Annotated in this window: 11 protein-coding genes; 6 read left to right on the top strand and 5 right to left on the bottom strand. The window is 64.6% G+C overall.

The features are described 5' to 3' along the window. Window positions 1–17: 17 nt before the first annotated feature. Both R4P47_RS13670 and R4P47_RS13665 read left to right on the top strand, forming a co-directional pair. Window positions 18–6821 (top strand): non-ribosomal peptide synthetase, encoded by a 6804-nt coding sequence (locus R4P47_RS13670; protein ID WP_317785011.1) that lies wholly within the window; start codon window positions 18–20, stop codon window positions 6819–6821. Then, window positions 6818–13222 carry a non-ribosomal peptide synthetase gene (locus R4P47_RS13665; RefSeq protein WP_317785010.1) on the top strand — a complete coding sequence of 2135 codons (6405 nt, stop codon included), beginning with the start codon at window positions 6818–6820 and terminating at the stop codon, window positions 13220–13222. The genes R4P47_RS13670 and R4P47_RS13665 overlap by 4 nt, the downstream gene beginning before the upstream one ends. A 66-nt stretch (window positions 13223–13288) precedes the next feature. Here R4P47_RS13665 and R4P47_RS13660 read toward each other — a convergent pair whose 3' ends face one another. From R4P47_RS13660 to R4P47_RS13640, 5 genes are all read right to left on the bottom strand, one after another. Further along, window positions 13289–14323, bottom strand: coding sequence for an ABC transporter substrate-binding protein (locus R4P47_RS13660; protein ID WP_317785009.1), 1035 nt, complete (start codon window positions 14321–14323; stop codon window positions 13289–13291). Window positions 14324–14601: 278 nt separating this feature from the next. Next, on the bottom strand, window positions 14602–15390 hold the full coding sequence (locus R4P47_RS13655) for an amino acid ABC transporter ATP-binding protein (protein ID WP_317785008.1): 789 nt from the start codon (window positions 15388–15390) through the stop codon (window positions 14602–14604). Next, window positions 15387–16127 carry an amino acid ABC transporter permease gene (locus R4P47_RS13650; RefSeq protein ID WP_317785007.1) on the bottom strand — a complete coding sequence of 247 codons (741 nt, stop codon included), beginning with the start codon at window positions 16125–16127 and terminating at the stop codon, window positions 15387–15389. Before R4P47_RS13650 ends, R4P47_RS13655 begins: the two co-directional genes overlap by 4 nt. Window positions 16128–16157: 30 nt before the next feature. Beyond that, a complete protein-coding gene (locus tag R4P47_RS13645; RefSeq protein WP_269594020.1) occupies window positions 16158–17018 on the bottom strand; it encodes an ABC transporter substrate-binding protein in 861 nt (286 codons plus the stop codon). A 228-nt stretch (window positions 17019–17246) separates the two neighbouring features. Next, window positions 17247–18251 carry a LacI family DNA-binding transcriptional regulator gene (locus tag R4P47_RS13640; RefSeq protein WP_317785005.1) on the bottom strand — a complete coding sequence of 335 codons (1005 nt, stop codon included), beginning with the start codon at window positions 18249–18251 and terminating at the stop codon, window positions 17247–17249. A 172-nt stretch (window positions 18252–18423) separates the two neighbouring features. Between R4P47_RS13640 and R4P47_RS13635 the strand changes: the two genes are divergently transcribed. The 4 genes from R4P47_RS13635 to hydA are packed head-to-tail and all read left to right on the top strand — an operon-like array spanning window position 18424 to window position 22309. After that, the gene (locus R4P47_RS13635; protein WP_317785004.1) at window positions 18424–19386 is read left to right on the top strand and encodes a dihydrodipicolinate synthase family protein; all 963 of its coding nucleotides are present in this window, start codon (window positions 18424–18426) and stop codon (window positions 19384–19386) included. Next, the gene (locus R4P47_RS13630; protein ID WP_317785003.1) at window positions 19376–20524 is read left to right on the top strand and encodes an FAD-binding oxidoreductase; all 1149 of its coding nucleotides are present in this window, start codon (window positions 19376–19378) and stop codon (window positions 20522–20524) included. The genes R4P47_RS13635 and R4P47_RS13630 overlap by 11 nt, the downstream gene beginning before the upstream one ends. Before the next feature lie 13 nt (window positions 20525–20537). Continuing rightward, window positions 20538–20924 carry a gamma-glutamylcyclotransferase gene (locus R4P47_RS13625; RefSeq protein ID WP_317785002.1) on the top strand — a complete coding sequence of 129 codons (387 nt, stop codon included), beginning with the start codon at window positions 20538–20540 and terminating at the stop codon, window positions 20922–20924. Then, window positions 20921–22309, top strand: coding sequence for a dihydropyrimidinase (gene hydA, locus R4P47_RS13620; RefSeq protein WP_317785001.1), 1389 nt, complete (start codon window positions 20921–20923; stop codon window positions 22307–22309). Before R4P47_RS13625 ends, hydA begins: the two co-directional genes overlap by 4 nt. Window positions 22310–22345: the final 36 nt, after the last annotated feature.

The following is a 22345-nucleotide window of genomic DNA, read 5'->3' as shown; positions in this document are numbered from 1 at the left end:
ACGACGAGGAGACCCGGATGACCATGCTCGACGCACCTCGAATCACCCCCGCACAGAGAGCCGTCTGGACCGCCGCGCAGATCGACGCCGGCGAGGGCACGTACTCGCTGGCGTGGCGACTCGAGCTCCCCACGACCACCGACCCCGTGCGTCTTCACAGTGCGGTGTCAGCCACGCTCGCCGGGTTGCCGCATCTCGATCGCGCATTCACACCGTCCCCGGGCGGTGACCTCGACATCGTCGACGCGGTGCCCGGACGCATCGAGACACGTGCGACGTCCGGATCGGACACGCACATCGATTCCCTCGTCACCGAGGCTCGGTCCAGGATCGGGTCGTCGGACACCGGCCCGATGCATCACCACATCGTCGCCGCCGCAGAAGACGGGCGGCTGTGGTGGATCCAGGCCTACCACCACATCGTGATCGACGGCCTGTCGGTCACCGCACTCACAGAACGGGTCGCCGACGTCTACAACGATGTTCGGGCGGACCGATCCACGCGTCCTCTCACCGACACCGCCTCACCGAACGACGACCGCGACTACTGGGATGCGGTGATCGCGAGCCTGCCCGAAGATCAGGGTCTGCTCGAGCACACAGGACTGACGGTGTCGCACATCGCGGTCGAACTACCGGAGAACGTCGTCGACCGCGTGCTCGCGTTGGCCGGTCGCTCGCGCACGTCGCCGCGCCGCACCCTCGTCGGTCTCCTCGGCGCATACGCCGCAACGACGAGACGCATAGGGCGGCAACCGATCCGCTTGGCAATCGCCGGCCATTCCCCGGCGGCATCTCCGATCGCAATGACCTCGACCGTCGTGCCGTTCGTGCTCGAACACGGGGGCAGGACCGTCGTCGACGTGCTGGCGGACGTCGATTCGACCTTGACGCGGATGCGACCTCATACCGCCGTCGCACCCGATGTGGTGACCGAGCTGCTGCGGCTGCGGCGAAGAGACTCTGCGCTGATCGCTCCGGGCATCAATGTTCTGGTGGCCGAACGTGACTCGATGTTCGGCGGCGAGCGCGCGCGACTGCGTCAGAACTGGCTCGGGCCTGTGACGGACCTCGAGTTCGTGGTCGAGGGCACCATCGACCGTGCGAATCCTCGAAGCTCTTGGCTGGCAATGGAACTACGAGGTGCCGGCGCAGAGACGGAGATCCGAGCCCATGCGCACGCGCTGGCGGTCTTTCTCGATGCCGCGACCACCGCACCGGATGCTCCGATCGACTCGTTGCCCCTCGCATCCTCGCAGCAGCTGCAGACGCTCGTAACCGACGTCAACGAGACCGGACACTGCCTCGCCGAGCAAGACGTCGTGCAGATGTTCGAGGAGTGGGCGGCGCGGACAGGTGACGCGACCGCCGTCGTTGCCGGCCCAACCCGTTTGACCTACGCCGAGTTGAGCCACCGTTCGAGCCAACTCGCGCACTCGTTGGTGGCGGCGGGAGTCGGACCGGAAGCACGTGTGGCCATCGACATGACTCGGTCCGCCGAGATGGTCGTGTCCGTGATGGCCGTTCTCGCGGCAGGAGCAGCGTTCGTCCCGTTCGACCCGCAATGGCCCCAGGCCCGCAGGGCTGCGGTGGTCCGTGACGCGAACATCGGCGTGGCATTGCGCGGTCCAGGAAGCTCGGAGTCGAACGAGGACACGGGGGTGCTGTCGATAGCGGTGGCCCTCGACCGATGGGAGCACGAGAGCCGACCGGTCACCCCGCCGTCGGGAGTGGTCCGTCACGGAGCCGGCCTGGCATACGTCATCTTCACCTCGGGCTCGACGGGTCGGCCGAAAGGTGCCATGATCCGGCACGAGGCCATCGCCAGCCGGATGAAATGGCAGATCGAGCACATCCTGAAGGTGGGCCCGGGTGATGCCAGCCTCTTCAAAGCTCCACTCGCATTCGATATTTCGATCAACGAGCTACTGCTCCCGCTGTGCTCGGGAGGAACCGTCGTCGTGGCGGGACCCGGCGAGGATCGGGACCCACAGCGATTGCTGGAGTTGATATCCCGTGAGCGAGTGACCTTCGTGTATCTCGTCGCCTCCATGCTCGACGTGCTCCTCGAGACCAGCGCCGGGACCGATGCGATGGCAGGGGTTCGCCACGTCTGGTGCGGCGGCGAAGTTCTCACTCCGGAGTTGTTCTCGCGGTTCCGGTCTCGCATGACCGGGACCCTTTATCACGGGTACGGGCCGGCCGAGGCGACGATCGGGGTCTCCCACGTGGTGTACGACGGGACCGGATCGGACCGAATCTCCACCTCGATCGGACAACCGAATCCGGGTTGCCGGTTGTATGTGCTCGACGACCGCCTGCGACCGCTCCCCGTGGGCATGGGCGGCGAGCTCTACGCGGCAGGTGACCTGCTCGGGCGCGGCTACGTCGGCGCATCGGACATGACTGCCGCGAGATTCGTCGCAGACCCCTTCGCGCTCGAGGTCGGCGGCCGCGCCTATCGAACGGGTGACCGCGCTCGCTGGACGGAAGGTGGAACACTCGACTTCCTCGGCCGAGCGGACAACCAGGTCAAGATCCGCGGCATGCGGGTGGAACTCGAAGAGATCGAAGCCGCCGCAGCCACTCATCCACAGGTTCGCGCTGCCGTCGTGCTCGTGCACGCAGCGGCAACACCCGTTCTGTGCGGCTACGTGATCCCCACGGACGATGCGAAACCGAACTCGGACAACCTTTCTCGCAGTGTTCTCGCGCATCTGACGACGCTGCTGCCTCAGCACATGATTCCCGCACATCTGATGGTGCTCGAGGCGTTTCCCACGACCGTCAACGGCAAGGTCGACCGCCGTGCCCTGCCGGTCCCGGATGTCGGAGGTGCGCCGGCGGGCCCGCTGACCGACGGTCAACGGCGATTGGCCGAACACATCGTGGCCTTGCTCGCTCGCGAAGCCGGCTCGCAGGCACTCATGGATTCCATCGGACCCGACAGCAATTTCTTCGACCTCGGCGGAGATTCGCTGGCCGCGATGCGTCTGGTGACGCGGGTCAATCGGGATCTGAACCTACGGATATCGGTGCGAGCGGTGTTCGATCACCCGACGGTCGCGACCCTGTCCGCCTACATCGACGCAGCGGACACGCCCCCGTGCGTCGACAACGAACCGGACATCGACGAGACGGGGAACATCGACGCGCGCATGCGGCCGATGAACGCCGGAGAGCGACGAATGTGGTTGGCGGACAGACTCAGTGGACACGGCGGAACCTACACGGTGCCGCTGGTGTTCAGGGTCGCCGGTCCCCTCGACCTCTCCGCTCTCGAACAGGCACTCGCCGACGTCACCGCACGTCATCGATCTCTGCGGTCGTTGTACGTCGAGAACGACGGAGCACTGACGGTCGAGATCCTCGACCCGAGTGACGAACGCTCGGCCCCTCCCCTGCGACGTCACGCCGTGTCGTCTTCGAAGGTGGCGCGGGCGACCGAGCAGTTCCTGCAGGAACGATTCGATCCCTCGAAGTCGATTGCGCTGCGCGCCGGCGTATTCGTTCACCACGACGAGCAGGACTGCGCGACACTCGTTCTCGCCGTGCATCACATCGCGACGGACGAATGGTCGGAGCCGGCTTTGCTGCGCACCCTCGCGCGTGCCTACGTTGCGCGCGGTGCCGGCCGGGCACCGCTGGACCTGGGTACCGCACCGCCTCCGACGGCGGTGGTCGAGGAGGATCATGGGTCCGAGATCGCCTCGTGGCGAGCACATCTGACTCCATTACCGCCGGTCCTGGACGTACCGGGTTGGCGCGCTGCCCGCCATACGAGCGCACGGACCGGGCGGACGATCAGACGCGTCGTTGCCGACGACGTCGCAGCGGCTGTGCGGTCCACGGCGCGCGAGTGCGGGGCGAGCATGTACATGGCCACTCAGGTTGCGACGGCGATCGCACTGCGCGCGTGCGGATCGGGTGAGCAGTTCCTCACGGCGTCCCCGATGTCGATCAGGTCCCCTCAAACAGGCCGCGACGACGCGAGCGACGAAGTCGGTTTCCACCTGAACACCGTGCTGCTGCGAGCAGATCTACGCGGAAACCCCACGGTACGAGAAGTGTTCGCGCGTACCCGGGACCAGACGCTGCACGCGCTCGCACATTCGAGGGCACCGTACGAGGAGGTCGTGGCCGCGGTGCCGGCGCTGCGCGAGCAGCCTCCGGTGCGCGTGATGGTGGTCCACCAACCACCCCGGGACGGCGGGGGCACTCTGGCTCTCGGCGACCTGGTCACCGAACGGCTGCCCGTCGACACCGGTACGGCCAAGTACGACGTCAGTATCACTCTGTACGAGAACGATTCGGCCGTCGGTCTTGCTGTCGAGTACGCAACCGACGTCGTCGACACCGACGCCGCCCACGCACTGATGCGGCGACTCGAAACGGTGTTGCAGCGTATGCCGGCCTCGCTGGACCTGCAGGTCGACGCGGTGGATCTGCTCGACGCCCAGGATCACACCACTCTGTCGCGACTCTCCGGCGCTCGACGAGACATCGAACCCGGCCTGACGCTCGACCGAATCACCACTCGCGCATCACCGGTGGACGGCGCGGCGCTGATATTCGAAGATCGTCGCCGAGACCTGAGAACAGTCCTCGGCGAGGCGTCCGCATTGGCACGGTTGATCATCGACTCCGGTCATGGACCCGAGGACGTCGTGGCGGTCGCACTCGATCGGTCACCCGAGCTGATCGTCACGATCCTCGCCGTGACCTTCTCGGGAGCCGCCTACGTGCCACTCGATCCAGCACTGCCCCAATCACGGCTTCGCTACCTGCTCGAAGACTCCGGTGCCGCCACGATCGTCACCACCGCCGATATCGCTGCACGTTTCTCCGATTCGGATGTGCCCCTGATCGATCTCGCCGACCCAGCGGTGGCCACTCGGCTGGCCGAACTTCCTACACATCCGGTCGTCGACAACGAACGCCGACGCCCGCTGCGCGGAGATCATCCGGCGTACGTTCTCTACACCTCGGGTTCGACCGGACGACCGAAGGGCGTCGCGGTGTCCCATTCGGCCATCGTGAACCGCGTCCTCTGGGCCGCAGAACATCACGAGATCACCGATACGGACGTGTTCCTGCAGAAGACGCCCGCGTCGTTCGACGTCTCGGGCTGGGAGATCTTTCTGCCGTTCGTCACCGGAACGTCGGTCGTCGTGGTGGAAGACGGCGGCCACCGAGATCCACGGCAGCTGGCGGACCTCATCGCGACGCACGGAGTCAGCATCGTCCACTTCGTTCCCTCGATGCTCGGCGAATTCCTCACCACGGCGACGTCCGAACCCGCGAACCCTGTCCTCGACGCCAGTGCGCTGCGGCTGATCGTCTGCAGCGGCGAGCCGTTGACAGCGCAGCATGCGCAGTCGGTGGCCACGGTCTTCCCGCGGGCGACCCTGCTGAACCTGTACGGCCCCACCGAAGCGGCAATCGATGTGACCGCCGAGAACGTCTCGGCGCGCGGACCGGTCGCAGAGCTGTCCGTCGCGATCGGCACGCCGGTGTGGAACACCTACTGCCGCATACTCGATCACACGCTCGCCGAGGTGCTGCCCGGTGCCGAGGGAGATCTCTACCTCGGGGGAACGCAACTGGCCCGCGGGTACCACGACAAGGCTGCGCTGACCGCGAGCAGGTTCGTGGCCGACCCCCGGGCCGACGTCCCCGGTGCCCGCCTCTACCACTCCGGCGACCGTGCGCGGCAACGACGTGACGGCAGTATCGAGTATCTCGGCCGCACCGACGGCCAGATCAAGCTGGCCGGCCAACGTATCGAATTGGCCGAGGTGGAGGCCGCGCTTCGCGCCCATCCCGGCGTCCGGTCGAGCGCCGCGGCCCAACAGATCACGGCAGCCGGGCCGCGACTCGTCGGATACGTCGTCGCAGATGCCGGAACGGCTCTGCTCGAGAACGATATTCGCCTCACGGCCACCCGTATCCTCCCCGCGTCGTGGATTCCGGCTCGTATCGCAATCCTGGACGAGATCCCGCTGACCTCGAGCGGAAAGCTCGACCGCAACGGCCTTCCCCCCATCGAATTTCAGGTCTCGGCGTCGAGTGATCGAGTACCGACAACCGACAGCGAGATCGCGATCCGTGCCTCCTTCGCCGAAGCCCTGGGACTCGAGGCCCACGACATGGGCATCGACGACGACTTCTTTCGAGTCGGCGGCGACAGCATCAGCGCAATTCGCACGGTCACCCTCGCGCGCAGACGCGGCTGGCGTATCACCGAGATGCAGATCTTCGATCTCCGCACGGTAGCCGCACTCGCCGAGGCCGCGGTGCACGACGTGGTGACGAAAGATGCTTCCCACGAGCATGTTTCCCGTGCCGATGTCGCTGTGCCGCTGCCCGATCTCGCCAGGACCGCGGTGAAGTCGGGCCTGGACATCGACGACCGTATCGAGACGGTTCGGGTCGAGATCGACATCCGCTCCGATCTGACCGCGGTAGACCTCGACAGGGAGGTGCGCCGGTCGACAACAACGCTGATGGAAACGTTCCCGGCACTGCGCACCCGCATCGACCGCTCCCGGCGCAGGTTGTGGAAAGCCTTCGAGATACATCCCGACGCGGTGAACCTCGAGACCGTCGTGCACGTTGCAGGTGAAGAGAATTCGGCGAGCGTCGCGAACGGGATCGATGTCGACACCGGCCCGTTGCTCCACATCCATGTCGAAAAACACGAGAGCGACGGATGGTCCGCCTTGCTGTCCGTGCATCACCTCGCGCTCTCGGACACTCTCACCGCGTCGACAGTGGCGGAACACTTTCTCGGCACCCTCGCATCAGGAGTTCACCGATGACGAACACCCACACGTCCGCACGTACCGGGCCGGCGTCGACTGCACAGCAGCGGATGCTGTTCCTCGATCAGATGGAAACGGACCGCCATGCGTACACCATGCCGGTTCACCTCGATCTGACCTCGGATCCGAATCTGGACGTCTTGGCCCATGCACTGGCAGATGTGGCAACACGCCATGCATCGCTGCGCAGTGTATACTCGAACGACAACGGCAGGGTGCTGCGCCACCTGAAACCCACTGCCGCAGTGGAGGTAGCGGACCGTCGAGGTGAGCCGTACAACCCCCGCACATTCGACCTCGGCACCGAGATCCCCTTCGCCGCAGATCTCTACGACCGGTCTCGATTGGTCCTGACGGTGCACCACATCGCCGCCGACGGCGGTTCGGTGCCGATCCTGTTGGAAGACATCCGGATCGCGTACGACGCGCGTGCTCGAGGCGAGGAACCGATCTGGCCGGCGTCGGCGGTGGACTACGCGCAGTATGCGGAGGACGAAGGCTCCATCGACGTCACGGCAGATCGACCGTTCTGGACGTCCACTCTTGCACCGTACGTCGAGCCCGTCGCTCTCCCGCTCGATCACGCCCGCAGCGAAGTGCCGTCCACCGCGGGGCGGATCATCGAAACGGTGCTGCCCGCATTTCTCGCCGACGACATCGAGCAGTTCTGCACGACGAATTGCATCAGCCGACTGATTTTTCTCCAGATCGTCACTGCGCTCGCACTGCGTGCCCACGGCGGCGGCGACCTGATCCCGATGGGCACGGCCGTCGATACTCGGCCACCGGAGGCGTTGACCGATGCGGTGGGGCTCTACGTCAACACCATCGTGCTGCCCACCGACCTCACCGGCGACCCCACTGTGACCGAATTGACCGCGCGGACCAGGAGTTCGATGCTCGACTGTGTGGACCGTCGCGCCACCCCGTTCCACGAGGTCGTCGAGTGGCTCCGGCCCGCGAGGACGCCGGGAGTGCATCCACTGTTCCAGGTGATGATCGCCGAGGTGGACACGCGACCGAAACCGGTGTCGCTGGGGCCCGTAGACGGAGTCCTCCGCCCACCGGACGACGCGTCGTCAAAGTTCGATCTGATCGCCGCCATCGGTCCACGAGGCGAATCGGGTCGACTCGGATTCGACATCCTCTACCGCCGGGAACTGTTCGAGGACAGAACCATTCGAACGATTCTGGACGACATGACACTGATCGCAGCTCAGGCCGTCGCAGATCCGAACCGGCGGATCTCCGAACTGGCCACCAGTCCGAACGACCCGGCCCCGCGACGGATCCGGATACCCGCTCGGCCGCGTCCCGGCAGGCGGTCACGCACACTGCCCCTGTCCGAGAGGCAGATCCGCCGTGCCCAGGCGACGCTCATCGGCCTCCACCTTCGGCACGACATGCTCTCCACCGGTCCAGACACCGACGGTGACACGCCGGTGCGTACCCCTCTGACGGCAACGGAGATTCTCGAGCGGTCTCGGATCCACAGTGCAGAAACGGAATTCGGGGCTGTCGCGAACGGGGGTCTTCGAGCCGGTTGGACGGGCGAAGGTGCACTGCGAGTGGAGATGACCCACGCGGCGGTCGACGAGGAGTCATGGCCGTCCGTTCTCGATGCATTGACGAGTGATCGATCGGTGGTCGACGTGGCGGTCGGCTCCTCGGCACGATGGGCACGCCTCGATCAGGAACTGGCAGAGGACCTTTCGATCGTCGACCACGCCGAGACGTGGCTCGATGTCGTGGATGCGGCCGTGGATGTGATCGACCGGCGAGAAACAGCGTCGCCCCTCTTCTCCGTCCCGACAGCACCCGCGAGTGGTGGTGCCGAGAGTTCTGCACCACTGACCACGGCCGGACTTCCCGGCATCGTCGAGACTCGGACGACTGTCCTCGAGTCGGTGCGCGAGGTGATGACGGAACTCGCCGGTATCGAGTCGATGGTGCTGTGGGTCGACGAATCCGACCGAGACCGAAACGTCGAACACGGTTCCCGAACAGTGGGTTGCCTGCGCCGCGGGCTACCCGTCGTGATCGACGCGGGCACCCTGCTCGGCGCAGATGCCGACCCCGAGCACGCCGCCTCCTTCGGAGTGGCCGCACACCTCAGCGCACACACCCCCGGCGTGTTCGACGACCTACCGACTGCCGATCTGCAGGTCCGCATCCACATTTCGAGTGCCGAAGGGCATCACCTCGTACAGAGTGACACCGAGCCCGCGATAAACGTCAGGTTCCTCCGAACCGACTCCGGATCGTGGTCGTGCGCATGTTCGGTGTCCGCACTCGCCGACATCGACGTCGCCCACGTCGCCAAGCGCCTGGCGAAGGCTGTCGCGACCAGGGTGAACGCAGTGGGTTCCGGAGTCAATCCAGTGGTGGACAGCGCCTTCGCGGACGGCGTCGATCGCAGTACCGACATGGCCGGACTCGACCCGCGGGAGCGTCGATCAGTGGAGTCGATTCTCGGCCCGCTGCGAGCGATCTACCCGACGACGTCGTTGCAGGACGGGCTTCTCTTCCATCAGCAGCTGGATGGACAGGGCGAGGGGATCTACCTGTCGCAGACGGTGATGCGACTCTCCGGCTCGCTCGACACGGATCTGTTGCGACGTGCCGCGGACGCCGTGCTCGCCGCGCACCCGCAGGTCGGTGCGGGATATGTCCAGCTCGGTGAGCGCACCGTTGCCGCAGTGCCGCGAACGGTCCGGATGCCCTGGGCGACGACGGATCTGCGACATCTCGACGCCGATGCGGCTCAGGTGGAGCTGTCACGCTTCGAAAGGCGCGAGGCTGCACAGGGATTCGATCCTGTGCAGCCGCCGCTCGTCCGACTGGGCGTGGCGCTGCTCCCCGAGGGCCGGAGTGCACTGGTGTTCACCATCGAACATCTCGTTCTCGACGGGTGGTCCATCTGGAGATTCCTACGGGCCGTTCTCGACGAATACACCCGGCCCGGCCGTACCGAGTCGAGTCACCGTGCGTCGTACGACGACTACGTGATGTGGCTGAGAACTCGTGATCGTGATGCGGGCCTGCAGATGTGGCGACGCCAGCTCGCAGGCACGCCAGGGCCGACTCTGCTCGCTCCCCGGCGCACCGCGGCATCGGTCGATCCGGCCGGCTCGGCGGAGACGGTCTTCCATCTCGATCGCTCACTCACCCGAGAGGTGAAGGAACTCGCTGCGCAGACCGGCGTAACGACGAGCATCGTGTACGAACTTGCGTGGGCGCTGACTCTGCAGAAGTTCACCGGCCAGGACGATGTGGTGTTCGGCACCGTGGTGTCCGGTCGGCCGGCCGAGATCCCCGGTATCGACGAGCTTCTGGGGTTGCTGTTCAACACGGTCCCGCTGCGGGTGCGCATCGATCCTGCTCTCGCCGTTCGTGACCATTTGGCCCGTATTCAGGACGAGCGACGCCCGCTGCTGACCCATCCGTATCTCGCGCTGTCCGACCTGGAGGAGTGCGCCGGGCACCGTGGATTGTTCGATACGTTGTTCGTCTTCCAGAACATCCCGGTCGTCCCGCCCGACGAGCGTTTGGGTCCCGATGGCGCACTTCGGGTGATCGACCAGAAGCTCAGCGATGCAACGCATTACGCACTGACGGTGGTTGTCGCGCCGGTGGAGTCCGGTGCCCGGGTACGAATGATGCATCGACGGGACGCTCTCGACGATGCCCGGGCAGCAGCGATTGCCGACACCTATCGGGCGGCGTTGGCCGCGCTGACCGCGGCACCGGACGAGGCGGCGGCGAGCATCGCTCTGCTCACTCCGCGTGAGCTCGCGTGGACGCGGCAACACTCGGGCGCACTCGGCTCGGCTGTACCCGAGCACACGGTGTGGGACCTGTTCGCTGCACGCGCTGCCGACCGACCGAACGCGCTGGCACTGGTGGCCGGGGATGTTCGGTGGAGCTTTGCCGACCTGCATTCACGCGCACTGAATCTCGGTGCGCTGCTGCGAGCGCACGGCGTCGTCGGGGAATCGCGGGTCATGCTCTTCCTCCCCCGCACCGAGCTCATGGTCGAGGCGCTGTTCGGTGTTTTCGCCGCCGGAGCTGCCTACGTTCCGGTCGATACCGAGATGCCCGTCGACCGCATCGAGTACATCGTGCGCGAATCGCGCCCGCACGTCGTTCTGACGACGAGCACGCTGGCGGAACAGCTGCAGGGCGTCACGACCGAACAGTCCGCTGTCGTCATCGAACTCGACATCGAAGGTGTCGGAAACGGACTGCCGGCACCCGGCGATGTCGCGCGGCGACTCGACCAGCTTGCCTACATCATCTACACGTCGGGATCGACCGGGCGCCCCAAAGGGGTTGCAGTCCCGTACAGCGGGTTGACGAACATGTTCGTCAACCACCGCAAGGAAATTTTCGAACCCGTCGTCGCTCGGGCCGGGCACAGACAGTTGGCGATCGCGCACACCACGTCGTTCTCGTTCGACGCATCGTGGGAGCAGTTGTTCTGGCTGTTGGAGGGCCACACGGTGCACGTGATCGACGAGCAGACGCGACGCGATCCGGCGATTCTCCTCGACTACTTCGATGCGGAGAGAATCGATGCCTTCGACGTCACACCGACCTACGGTGAACATCTCGTCGACGCCGGTCTGCTGGCCCGCCCTCGGTGCCTGAACACGTCCGTGCGGGACGACGACTCCGCGGGTCTTGTCTTCGTCTCGCTCGGCGGGGAAGCGGTCGGAGACCGCCTGTGGTCCGACCTACGAGACGCACCCGGAACGGGAGGGTACAACCTCTACGGGCCCACCGAGTACACGATCAACGCGCTCGGTGCCGACGTGCAGGACCGAGCGACGCCGACACTGGGTCGGCCCATTCTGAACACCACCGCGCATGTGCTCGACACCGCATTGCGGCTGTCGGCACCCGGCGTCATCGGCGAGCTCTACCTGTCGGGTGCAGGCCTCGCTCGTGGATACGACGGACGGCCCGGGTTGACTGCGGAACGTTTCGTGGCAAACCCGTTCACGGACAACGGTTCTCGAATGTATCGAACCGGTGACCTGGTATCACGCGACCTGGACGGGTTGATCTCTTATCACGGCCGCGCCGACAATCAGGTGAAGATCAGGGGCCATCGCGTCGAGACCGGGGAGATACAGGACGCGCTGCAGCGGCTCCCTGGCATCGTGCGCGCCGCGGTGACCGTGTTCGAGCGGGCAGGCGGTACGGAACTGGCCGCGTACGTCCTCGTCGACGGCCCGGAAGCGTCGGACATCACCGCGTCATCGGTCAAAGACGTTCTACGGGAACTGATTCCGAGCTACATGGTCCCGGCATCGGTGCAGGTGGTCGACAGCCTGCCGCTGACGGTCAACGGCAAGCTCGACGTCGCGGCGCTGCCTGCACCGTCGGAGAGTGCCGAGCCGGTGGACCGTCCGCGAGGCGATGTCGAATCATTGATCGCCGATGCGGTCCACGACGTGTTGGGCGTGACCGAGATCGGCAGAGACGACGACTTCTTCGCGTTGGGTGGGCATTCACTGGCTGCTGTCCGGTTGGCGTCTCGTCTGCGCGCGGTGGATCTCGAGCTCGGCGTGCGTGACATCTACGCGCGACCGACAGTCGCGGGTCTGGCACGTGCGGTCATCGACGGTGGCGGAGACGGCATGCTCGCACCGGTGGTGGAGTTGCGTCGAGCCGGCGATCCCGCTGTGTTCTGTCTGCAGCCTGCCGGAGGTCTCAGTTGGTCCTACATCGGAGCCTTGCGGTTCCTCGATCCCTCGATATCGGTATACGCCATCCAGGACCCGGCGCTGCAGAGCGGCGACGACGCGATCGAGTTGACGTCGATCGAGGCCTTGGTCGACGACCATGTCGAGCGGATCCGAGCCGTCCGACCACACGGTCCGTACCACCTGCTCGGATGGTCTTTCGGCGGGCAGCTCGCACACGCGATCGCCGCGCGTCTGCACGAGCGGCGCGAAGAAGTGGCGTCGCTGGTCTTGCTCGATTCCTACGCAGACGTCGCCGGCGCAGACACGGCCGAACGTGAGGATCTGTCTGAGAACGGCATAGAGGAGGCGCAGAACAATTTTCGGCGCCACATGCAGACGGATCCGCTGCTGTCGAGCTTCGCTTCCGAGGTACAGGACCGGTTGGTGCGCACCCTCGGTCGGCACCTCGCTCTGTCGATACCACCGACGGTCGGCCGCCACGCGGGCGACGCGTTGCTGATCGGAGCTTCTCGTGGAACGCCCCTGGAGATGCTGCGTCGCCGAGACCGCCAGTGGCAGGACAGAATCACCGGGACCGTCCACGTGCACTCCGTCGACCTCGAGCATGCACAGCTAGGTCAGGCGCACAACTGGTCGGTGTTCGGGCAACGAGTGGCCGACTACATCTGGGCTCGCATCGAATGACGTACCCCCACCTCGGGGTTGCCGAGGTGGGGGCAGTGACTCGGTCTCCGATCCGAAGTTGTGGATCTAGACGGTCGTCTTGTCGATCGCCGCCGTCAGGTCGACGATCTGCGCGGTGTAGCTCGCGTAGTTGTTGGTCGCATCGGTGGTCCAGTCGGCGATGTTTCCGGCCTCCGCAGCGTTGACCAGGGCCCAGGTCGGACGGTCGGCTTCCAGTTCGGCCAGCGGGGTCGAGTACGAACGAGTGTCCAGCAGAATGAGATTCGGCTGATACTGACCGACATTCTCCCAACTCACGGGCGTGAAGGATCCCGAGTCGGCGGCGCGTGGAACGTCGGACTCGAGAAGCGTCAGACCCCAGTTCTGGTAGTCACGCAGTTCGGGAAACTCGTCGTTGATCGCGACGTAGTACTGGTCCGACGGGGAGATGGCCATCGCGGTCAGACCCGGCTTGGCAGCAATTGCTTCCTTCAGGTCGGCGACAGCGGAGTCGTAGGCCTCACGGTCGGCCCGGTTCGCGTCGGTATCGACGTCGGCACCGAGTTCGGTGGCCAGTGTCTCGTAGTCCTGCAGGGTCTCGGAGGAGGGCTTCTGCGCGGAGACAGAAAGGAACGGTGCGACCTGCTCGAGTTGGTTGGCGAGGTCGGATGTTTCCAGACCGAGGCCGCCGTAGGCGTCCCCGGCGTACCAGCCGGTGATGAGCACATCGGGATCGAGGGCCGCGACCTGTTCGACGTCGATGTCGCCGTATGCCTGTCCCACGCTTTCGATGCCGTCGAGATCGAGTCCGCGCAGCGGGATCGACGACTCGAAGGAGCTCCCTCCCCAGATGCCGACCGGCTTGATGCCCAGCGGGATCAACGCTGCGGCAGCCTGTTCGCTGGCCACGATGCGCGACGGCACCGCGTCTAGTTCGACGGTTTCGCCGCGGCCGTCCACGTAGCTGAAACCGGACTCCGAACTGGTCGTGTTCGACTCCCCCGGCTCGTTGTCCGAAGAGGAACATCCGCTCAACGCGGTGACGCCCACCATCGAGAGCACTGCGAATGTCGTCGCCAGCGTGCGCCGAGATCCCCGCGTTCGAGTCGTTGAAATTCTCAAGGTCCGCATTCTTTCCCCATCATCCAAGTTAGGCAAACGTTGCCTATGTTGGGATAGACTAACCAACACGACGGGGGTTCGGTGCAGTTGGTTCGCCTTGATGGGTCCGATCAGTCGGCCACGGTCTCGACCGAGGACGTTCCCGGTGCCGACGGGACCCATGGCTTCAGAGGTTGGACGACATCGCGACAGAAGGCGTCGACGGACCCGGCAGCGTGCCCCCCCAGCTCGACATTCATTCGACCTACGGCACGCATGGTCGGCGCCACTTACGCCCGTCAGAGAATACGACTCAAGAATTGTTGTGTACGAGCGCTTTTGGGATTGTCGAAGAACTCACCGGGAGGTGCCTCTTCCACGATCTTCCCGTCGCTCATGAAGACGACCCTGTCTGCGGCCGCCTTCGCGAAGCCCATTTCGTGGCTGACCACCACCATCGTCATGCCCTCGTCGCGCAGTCGAAGCATGACGTCGAGGACCTCGTTGACCATCTCGGGATCGAGGGCAGACGTGGGCTCGTCGAACAGCATCACTTCGGGCTTCATCGCCAACGCTCGGGCGATCGCCACGCGTTGCTGCTGACCACCGGACAGTTGTGACGGGTAGTTCGCCCCCTTGTCCGACAGGCCGACGAGGTCGAGCAGTTCCTGAGCTTGCCTGCGCGCCTTGTCCTTCTGCGTACCGAGAACATGACGCGGACCCGATGCGACGTTGTCCAGCGCCGTCATCATGGGAAACAGGTTGAAGCTCTGGAACACCATTCCTGTGTGGTGCCGCTGCTTGGCGATCTGCGCCTCCGACAGCGGCGTTCGCTTGGCCCCTTCCGAGAAGCCCATCATCTCGCCGCATACTCGGACGGTCCCGGATTCGATCGTCTCGAGGCAGTTGAGCGTGCGCAGCAGGGTGCTCTTTCCACTTCCCGACGGTCCGAGGAGCAGGACCACTTCCCCTTTGTCCACCGTGAAATCGATGTCGTCGAGGACGACGAGATCGTTGTAGGCCTTCGTCATATTCCTGACCTCGACCATCGTCGTGGTCTTCGTGGTCGCAGACGTCGCACTCGTCATCGGTTCACAGCCTCGGCTTTCATCGCGCTGTCGTCGAGCTTCGGACTCGACGGGCCGCCCTTACGGCGGTAATTGCGGTCGTATCCACGTCCTACTCGTACTTCGATCATCTTCTGAATCAACCCCCACAGAGTTGTCAGCACCAGGAAGTACAACGCTGCCGCGCAGAGCCCTTCCAGCACTCGGAAATTCACCTGCACCAAGAACTGTGTCCGTCGCAGCAGTTCCTGCACCGAGATGACCGATACCAGCGTTGTGGTCTTGAGCAATCCGTTGAAGCTGTTGCCGAGTGGAGGAATCATCACCCGCAGTGCCTGAGGGAGAACCACCACCCGGAAGACCTTCGTGGGTGACATACCGAGGGCCCGTGCCGCTTCCGTTTGTCCGGTGGGAACCGACAGCAATCCGGAACGCACTATTTCCGACAGGTATGCGGCTTCGTTGAGAACCAGGCCGACGAGTGCCGCCTCGATCACGCCCAGTTTGATGCCGACCTGAGGCAGTCCGGTGTAGATGATCACCAACTGCACCAGTAGAGGCGTGCCGCGCATCAGCCACACGTAGAACCCGGCGACCAACCGCAGGGGTACGAGCTTGGACGATCGCGCGGAGGCCACCACCACTGCGAGAGCGAGTCCGAGGATCATGCTGACCACGGTGAGCCAGATAGTGACCCATGCGCCTTCGAGCAGCTGGGTGCTCGTCAGGATGGAGAAGAATGCGTCCCAGGACCACATGTGGGTGCCTTTCGACTTGCGTTGGTCGGATCAGCTGTCGAGAGGACCGGTGCTGACGGCGATATCGCCCTCGTATCCGGTGACGTCGTACTGCTCGAACAGATCGGGCAGATATCCATCGCTCCTCATCTCCGACAGCACGCGTGCCACCTCAGCGGAGGATTTGCTGCCCTTGGCGAATCCCATGGCAAGGGGTGCCTCGTTGATTCCACCGACGGCTGTCTCGAAGCGTCCGTCTTCCTGGTAGAACGACGTGACCGACTCTACGATGGAGGTGCCGTCGAGTTGGCCCGCCGAAAGCGCCTGATAGGCATCGGCATTGGTCTTGAACGTCTGCACCGTCAGCGCCGGCTTTCCTTCGGCCGCAAATTCCTCGGCCATGGCGGTCAACGTGTCGAACTCGTACCCGGGCGCTTCGACCCCGATGGTCTTGCCCGCCAGATCGTCCACGCTCGAGATCGATTCGGGGTTGCCCGAGGGCACCGAGATCGAGACTGCCTGCACCTCGTACGGGACGAGATCGATGGTCTCGGCACGTGCGGGCGTGTAGAACATGCCGGTGTCGATCATGTCCCAGCGGCCGGCCTGCACACCGGGAATCTGCGCCTCGAACTCTATGTTGACGAACTTCGGCGTCAGACACAGGCGCTTGGCGATCTCCTTACCGAGGTCGACGCGCATGCCGATCACGTCCCCGTTCGGATCGACGTACTGCATGGGCGGAAGAGTTGCGTTGGTGGCCATCGTCAGTACGCCTTCCTCGGCGAGGTCCGAAGCACCGAGCGTGGGTGTGCAGTCCGTCGGCGCGGCTGCGGAATCGTCCGAGGAACTACAGGCAGTGAGGCCGGCTACCACAACAGTGATAGCGGCGAGTCCTGTTAACTTGCGCATTGAGCGAGCCTTTCGATATCGACTGCAGCACTACACGTTCGAGGACGGGGCGGCAGCGACGATGATGGAGTGGTTCGAGAAGAGTCGATCTTTTGGGATCGATTGCATCAAGCGTCGCAGACGAATTCGGAGGCGTCAACGCGGTTGACACTGCCGACACGCGGTACATCAACTGTTAACCGTTCGCACGTGATCGCGCTCCCCATTTCTGCGATCCGAGAACGTCGATCACAGTTCGGCACACGACGCCCGCTCCACCAGACGAGCACCGATTCGATACGTACGCCCGTCGGGTTCGAGTGAGTCCTTGATCTGCTGGAACAACAGGTCCATGGCCACGTTGGCCAATTGGGCCGCGCCGTTGTCGACGACTGTGATTGCCGGCTGCCACATCGCGAGCCACGGCATGTCCTCGTGGCAGATCATCGACAACTCGTCCGGTACCGACACGCCTCTGCCGACGAGCGTGGGCAGGATGCCGAAGACAGCCTCGTGGTTGGCCGCGTACAGAGCAGTCATCGCCTGGGGTGCATCCAGTAACGAGTTGATCGCTTCGGCACCGAATTCCGTGGTGAACGGGCCTTTCCGGACGATCGTCTCGTCGACCGGAATACCTGCGTCGGCCAGCGCCAGTCGATAACCCTCGTAGCGCTCACGTCCGGACGTCGCATCCTCGTTTCCACCGATATAGCCGATACGACTGTGCCCGAGCTCGATCAGGTGCGCTGTCGCATCGCGAGCACCCGTGACGTCGTCTGCCAGCACCGTCGACGCCGAACTCCCCTTGACCGAACGGATCAGGTTGACCACCGCACGGCCCTGTTCCAGAAGCGCATTCGACGCCGCCGCACTCCGTCCACTGCCGATCACGATCGTGCCGTCGACGTTGTGCTCGCCCAGCATGGCCAGGACGTCGTTCTCACGCGCCGGATCGGCATCGGTGATGCAGAGCAGGACCTGAAATCCGCCGGCTGCCGCCCTCTTCTGGACCACCTCGGCGACTGTGTGAAAGGTCGCGTTGAGCAGGTTGTTCATGACCAGACCGATCAAGTGCGATCTGTTGGAGCGCAGCGCGCTCGCAGCCCTGTTCGGCCGATATCCGAGAACCCGGGCCGCATCCTCGACCGCTGCACGGGTCTCCGCAGAGATCAGTGACGATCCACTCAATGCGCGTGATGCGGTGCTGCGCGAAACCCCTGCAGCGCTCGCAACGTCGATCAAGGTGACCGCCATCGGTTCTCCGTTCTCTTGCTTCACGCCTCGGACAGACATATTCGACAGCGGTCGCGTTACAAGTACGTTTCCGGCTTGACGACTCGACCACCCCGAAGGCAGTCTATGCAATCGATCCCACAAATGCGGGTACGACGCGTCGTCGATCGTCCCGAGCCCGAAAGGCACTCCCATGAATCGCGATGATGTCGCGTGGTCCGGTTACTGGCCCGCTGCTCCCACACCGTTCACGCAGTCGGGTGAAGTCGACACCGAGGCAATTTTCGACCTGATGAATCTCTACGCGCAGACGGGTGTTCACGGTGTACTCGTGAACGGCAGCACAGGCGAATGGTTCAGTCAGAGCGACAACGAACGAAAGATCGTCGCGGAAGCGTCGATCGAAGCAGTTTCAGGCCGCTTCCCTGTCGTGATCGGTGTCAGTGCGTACACAGCTGCGCAGTCCTCCGCACTTGCCAAGCACGCTGCTTCCGTCGGCGCAGACGGCATACTGGCGACACCTCCGCCCTACGTGCACACGTCGGCGGAAGAGACATTCCAGTACTACCGAAGCGTCAGTACCGCAACATCGTTGCCGTTCATGGCCTACAACTGGCCACGTGGCGTTTCGGTCGACATGGGCACCGCACCCGGCCTGTTCTCTCGACTGGCCGACCTGGAGAACGTCGTCGCGATCAAGGACAGCACCGGTGATTGGCTCGCCATGCTCGACACCGTCGAGGCCGTGTCCGACCGCGTCCGTGTCTTCGGGAGCTTCCTGCATCGACGCGGCCTTGCCACGCTGCTCGAGCTTGGTGGGGACGGCAACATCGACGGCGGTGGGGTGGGCGCGCCCTTCGCGGTGCCGTTCTACGAGGCGGTCGCTGCACGTGACGCCGACACCGCGCGCATGTGGGTCGATCGTTATCGCGCGTTCTCGGGCCGGCTCATCGCGTCCGACTACAGCGGCGTCTACGCCTCCCCCATCCCCCAGTTGAAGGCCGTGATGAACCTTCTCGGCCAACCGGGAGGCATCGTGCGCGAACCGCTGTTGCCGGTCACCGACGCCGACACGCTTGCCGCGCTGCAATCGGTCATCGTCGAATCGGGTATCGACGATGCCTACGCGACCGTAGGAGCTGTCCATGCGGTCTGAGGTCGACGTCGTTGTCATCGGAGCCGGAATCGTCGGTGCAGCAACGGCTCTCGCCCTCACCCGCGCGGGATCCCGCGTTGCTGTGCTCGATCGCACCCTACCCAACACCGCCGGCTCCGGTACGACTGCGGGCAACCTGCACATCCAGACCATTCATACGCGCAGGCCCGGGCAGGGCACAGCCGTCGACGTCGAACAACTGCTTCCATTGCAGAAGTCGACGAGCTCGCTGTGGAACACACTGGACGAGACGGTGCCCGGTCTCGGGCTGAACCGATGCGGCGGGTTCATGGTGGCCGAAACCGAGGAGCAGGTCCACGCCCTCATCGCGAAGCACCGATGGGAACGAGCTGCGGGGATCCCGACGGAGGTACTGAGCGGCGAAGACGCTCGGCAGGCGCTGCCTCTGTTCGGCCCGAGCGTTCAGGCCGCAACCTGGTGTCCGTGGGACGGATTCGCAGAACCCGACCTCGCCGGTCCTGCCCTGTTGCGGCAGGCCGCGGTCGAAGGAGCGTCTGTACATCCGTCGACACCGGTCACCGGATTGACCCGCGACGGTGATGTCTGGACAGTGCGCACCAACGGTGGAACGTGGATTGCACCCGTAGTGATGGACGTTGCCGGTCCGTGGATGGCTCCGATCGCGGCTATGGCAGGGGTATCGCTCGATCTCGTTCCGACCTCGTTGCAGATGCACTCGCTCGATGCCGCACCTCGGACGCTCGAAGTGCTGGTGCAGCACGTCGGCGAGGGAATGTCGATCAAGCAGAACCGAACAGGACGCCTCGTCCTCGGCGGCGGTTGGCCTGCAGGTGCGTTCCACGACAGCGAGACGGCCCCGAGCAGATCCGACAGCACCACAGGAAATCTGAAGCAGGTTCGACGGCTTCTGCCTGCGCTCGCCCAGAATGCGCTCCTCGATACCTGGACCGGCCCCGTGGTCACCACCCCCGACGAGATGCCGGTCATCGGCGAACTCGCCGGAGCCCCGGGACTCTTCGTGGCAGGCGGCACGTACTCGTTCACCTTCGCACCGTTGTGGGGACACATCCTCACCGAGCTGGTGCACGGTAGAAAACCAGAACTCGATATCTCGGCGTTCTCCCCCGACCGCCTCGTCCACCTCCCTACCCACTGAAAGAGGGCTTCACATGGCACTGGTCACGATGTTCGTCAACGGACAGGCGATGTCCGGCGGCACCCTGAACGACGCATTGCACCAGGCGCGATTTGTCGGGAAAGTCGACACCGCACCGAAATACCGCTTCTTCTCCGTGCGCGACGAATTTCCCGGTTTGCACCCGGTCTCAACCGATGGATTCGTAGTACCGGGCGAGCTGTACGAGGTCGAGTACGACGTACTACGCGACGAGCTCCTTCCCAGGGAACCGAAGGAACTCGAACTCGGCGTCATCGAGTTGGCGGACGGCTCGGGCTCCCTGTCGATGCGAATGCGTGAGAGCTATCTGACGGCCACGGGCGTCACCGACATCAGTGACCGCGGCGGATGGCTGACCTACCTCGCGAGCACCCGATGAAGGTCGTGCGTGGCGGAACGGTTGTCGAATCCCATTGGGCCGCTCCGGCAGACCTGCTCATCGACGACGGCAGAGTCGTTGCGGTGCTCACCCCTGGCACTGAGGTCGACGCGGCAACGGAGGTCATCGACGCAACCGGAAAACTGGTCATGCCGGGAGGAGTCGATCCCCACTGCCACGTCGGATTCACCTCCGGTGAATTCACCTCTCTCGACTCGTATCTCGAGTGCACGACGGCGGCCGTGTTCGGCGGCACCACCACGATCATCGACTTCGCCATCCCCCGTCCCGGTCAACAGCCGCTCAACGCTGCCGAGGTGCAGCGAGCGAAAGCGTCGAGCGGACTGTGCGATTCGGCTCTGCACGCCTGCGTCGTCGAGTGGACCGACACCACCGCCGACCAACTGAAAACGCTGGCGGACGGCGGTATTCGGACGGTCAAGATGTTCACCACTTACGCCGGTGAGACGATGGCGAACGAACACACCATCCTCAACACGATGCAGGCCACTCGCGATCTCGGCGGAATGGTCATCATCCACTGCGAGTCCGACGCGATCGTCACCGACGCGCAGAACCTCGCAGCCGCATCGGACGGAGTCGATGCCGCACACATGTCGCAGACGCGGCCGGAGCTCGCCGAGACTGCCTCGGTCGCCGCCATTCTCGCGATCGCCGAATCACAGAATGCGCCGGTCTATTTCGTGCATCAGTCGACTCCAGCTGCCGTCGAACTGGTCGCGGACGCTCGCAAGCGAGGGCTCGTCGCCTTCACCGAATCGGTCGCCCACCATCTGATCCTCGACGACTCGGCCTACAAGGGTGAACAACCCGAACGTTTCGTCTGCTGCCCGCCGCTGCGCTCGGCCGAGGTGGTCGAGGAACTCGGGCGACACCTGTTCACCGGGCACATCACCACCATCGGTTCCGACCATTGCTGCTACGACACCGCACAGAAGCAGGTGCACAGCCACGACGTGCGGCACATGCCCAACGGACTGCCCGGAGTCGAGACGCGTCTTCCGGTGATCTACTCGCACTATGTCGACGGATTGGGTCTGACTGCAAGCAGATTCGTGGAGTTGACCTCGTCGAATCCAGCGCGCACCAACGGCTTGTATCCCCGCAAGGGATCACTGATGCCGGGGTCCGACGCCGACATCGCCATCTGGGATCCCGAACTGGAATGGACGGTGACCACCGAAACACTGCACATGGCGACCGACTACACCCCCTACGAGGGCCATCGACTTCGAGGAAAGCCGGTCACCGTGATCGTGGGCGGCGAGATTGTCGTCCGCGACGGCGAACTCGTCGACGCCACTCCCCGCGGACGCCACCTCGAGGCGGCACCCCTCGACTTCAGCGGGGCATTCAGCGTGTGAGGCCCGGACCTACCGTCGACGGGTTCGGCTGCCTCG

Source organism: Rhodococcus sp. IEGM 1370 (genome assembly GCF_033142325.1).
In the GTDB taxonomy this organism is placed as follows: Bacteria; Actinomycetota; Actinomycetes; order Mycobacteriales; family Mycobacteriaceae; genus Rhodococcoides.
Note: the sequence above shows the minus strand (reverse complement) of the source record. Positions and strands in the feature narration are given on the sequence as shown.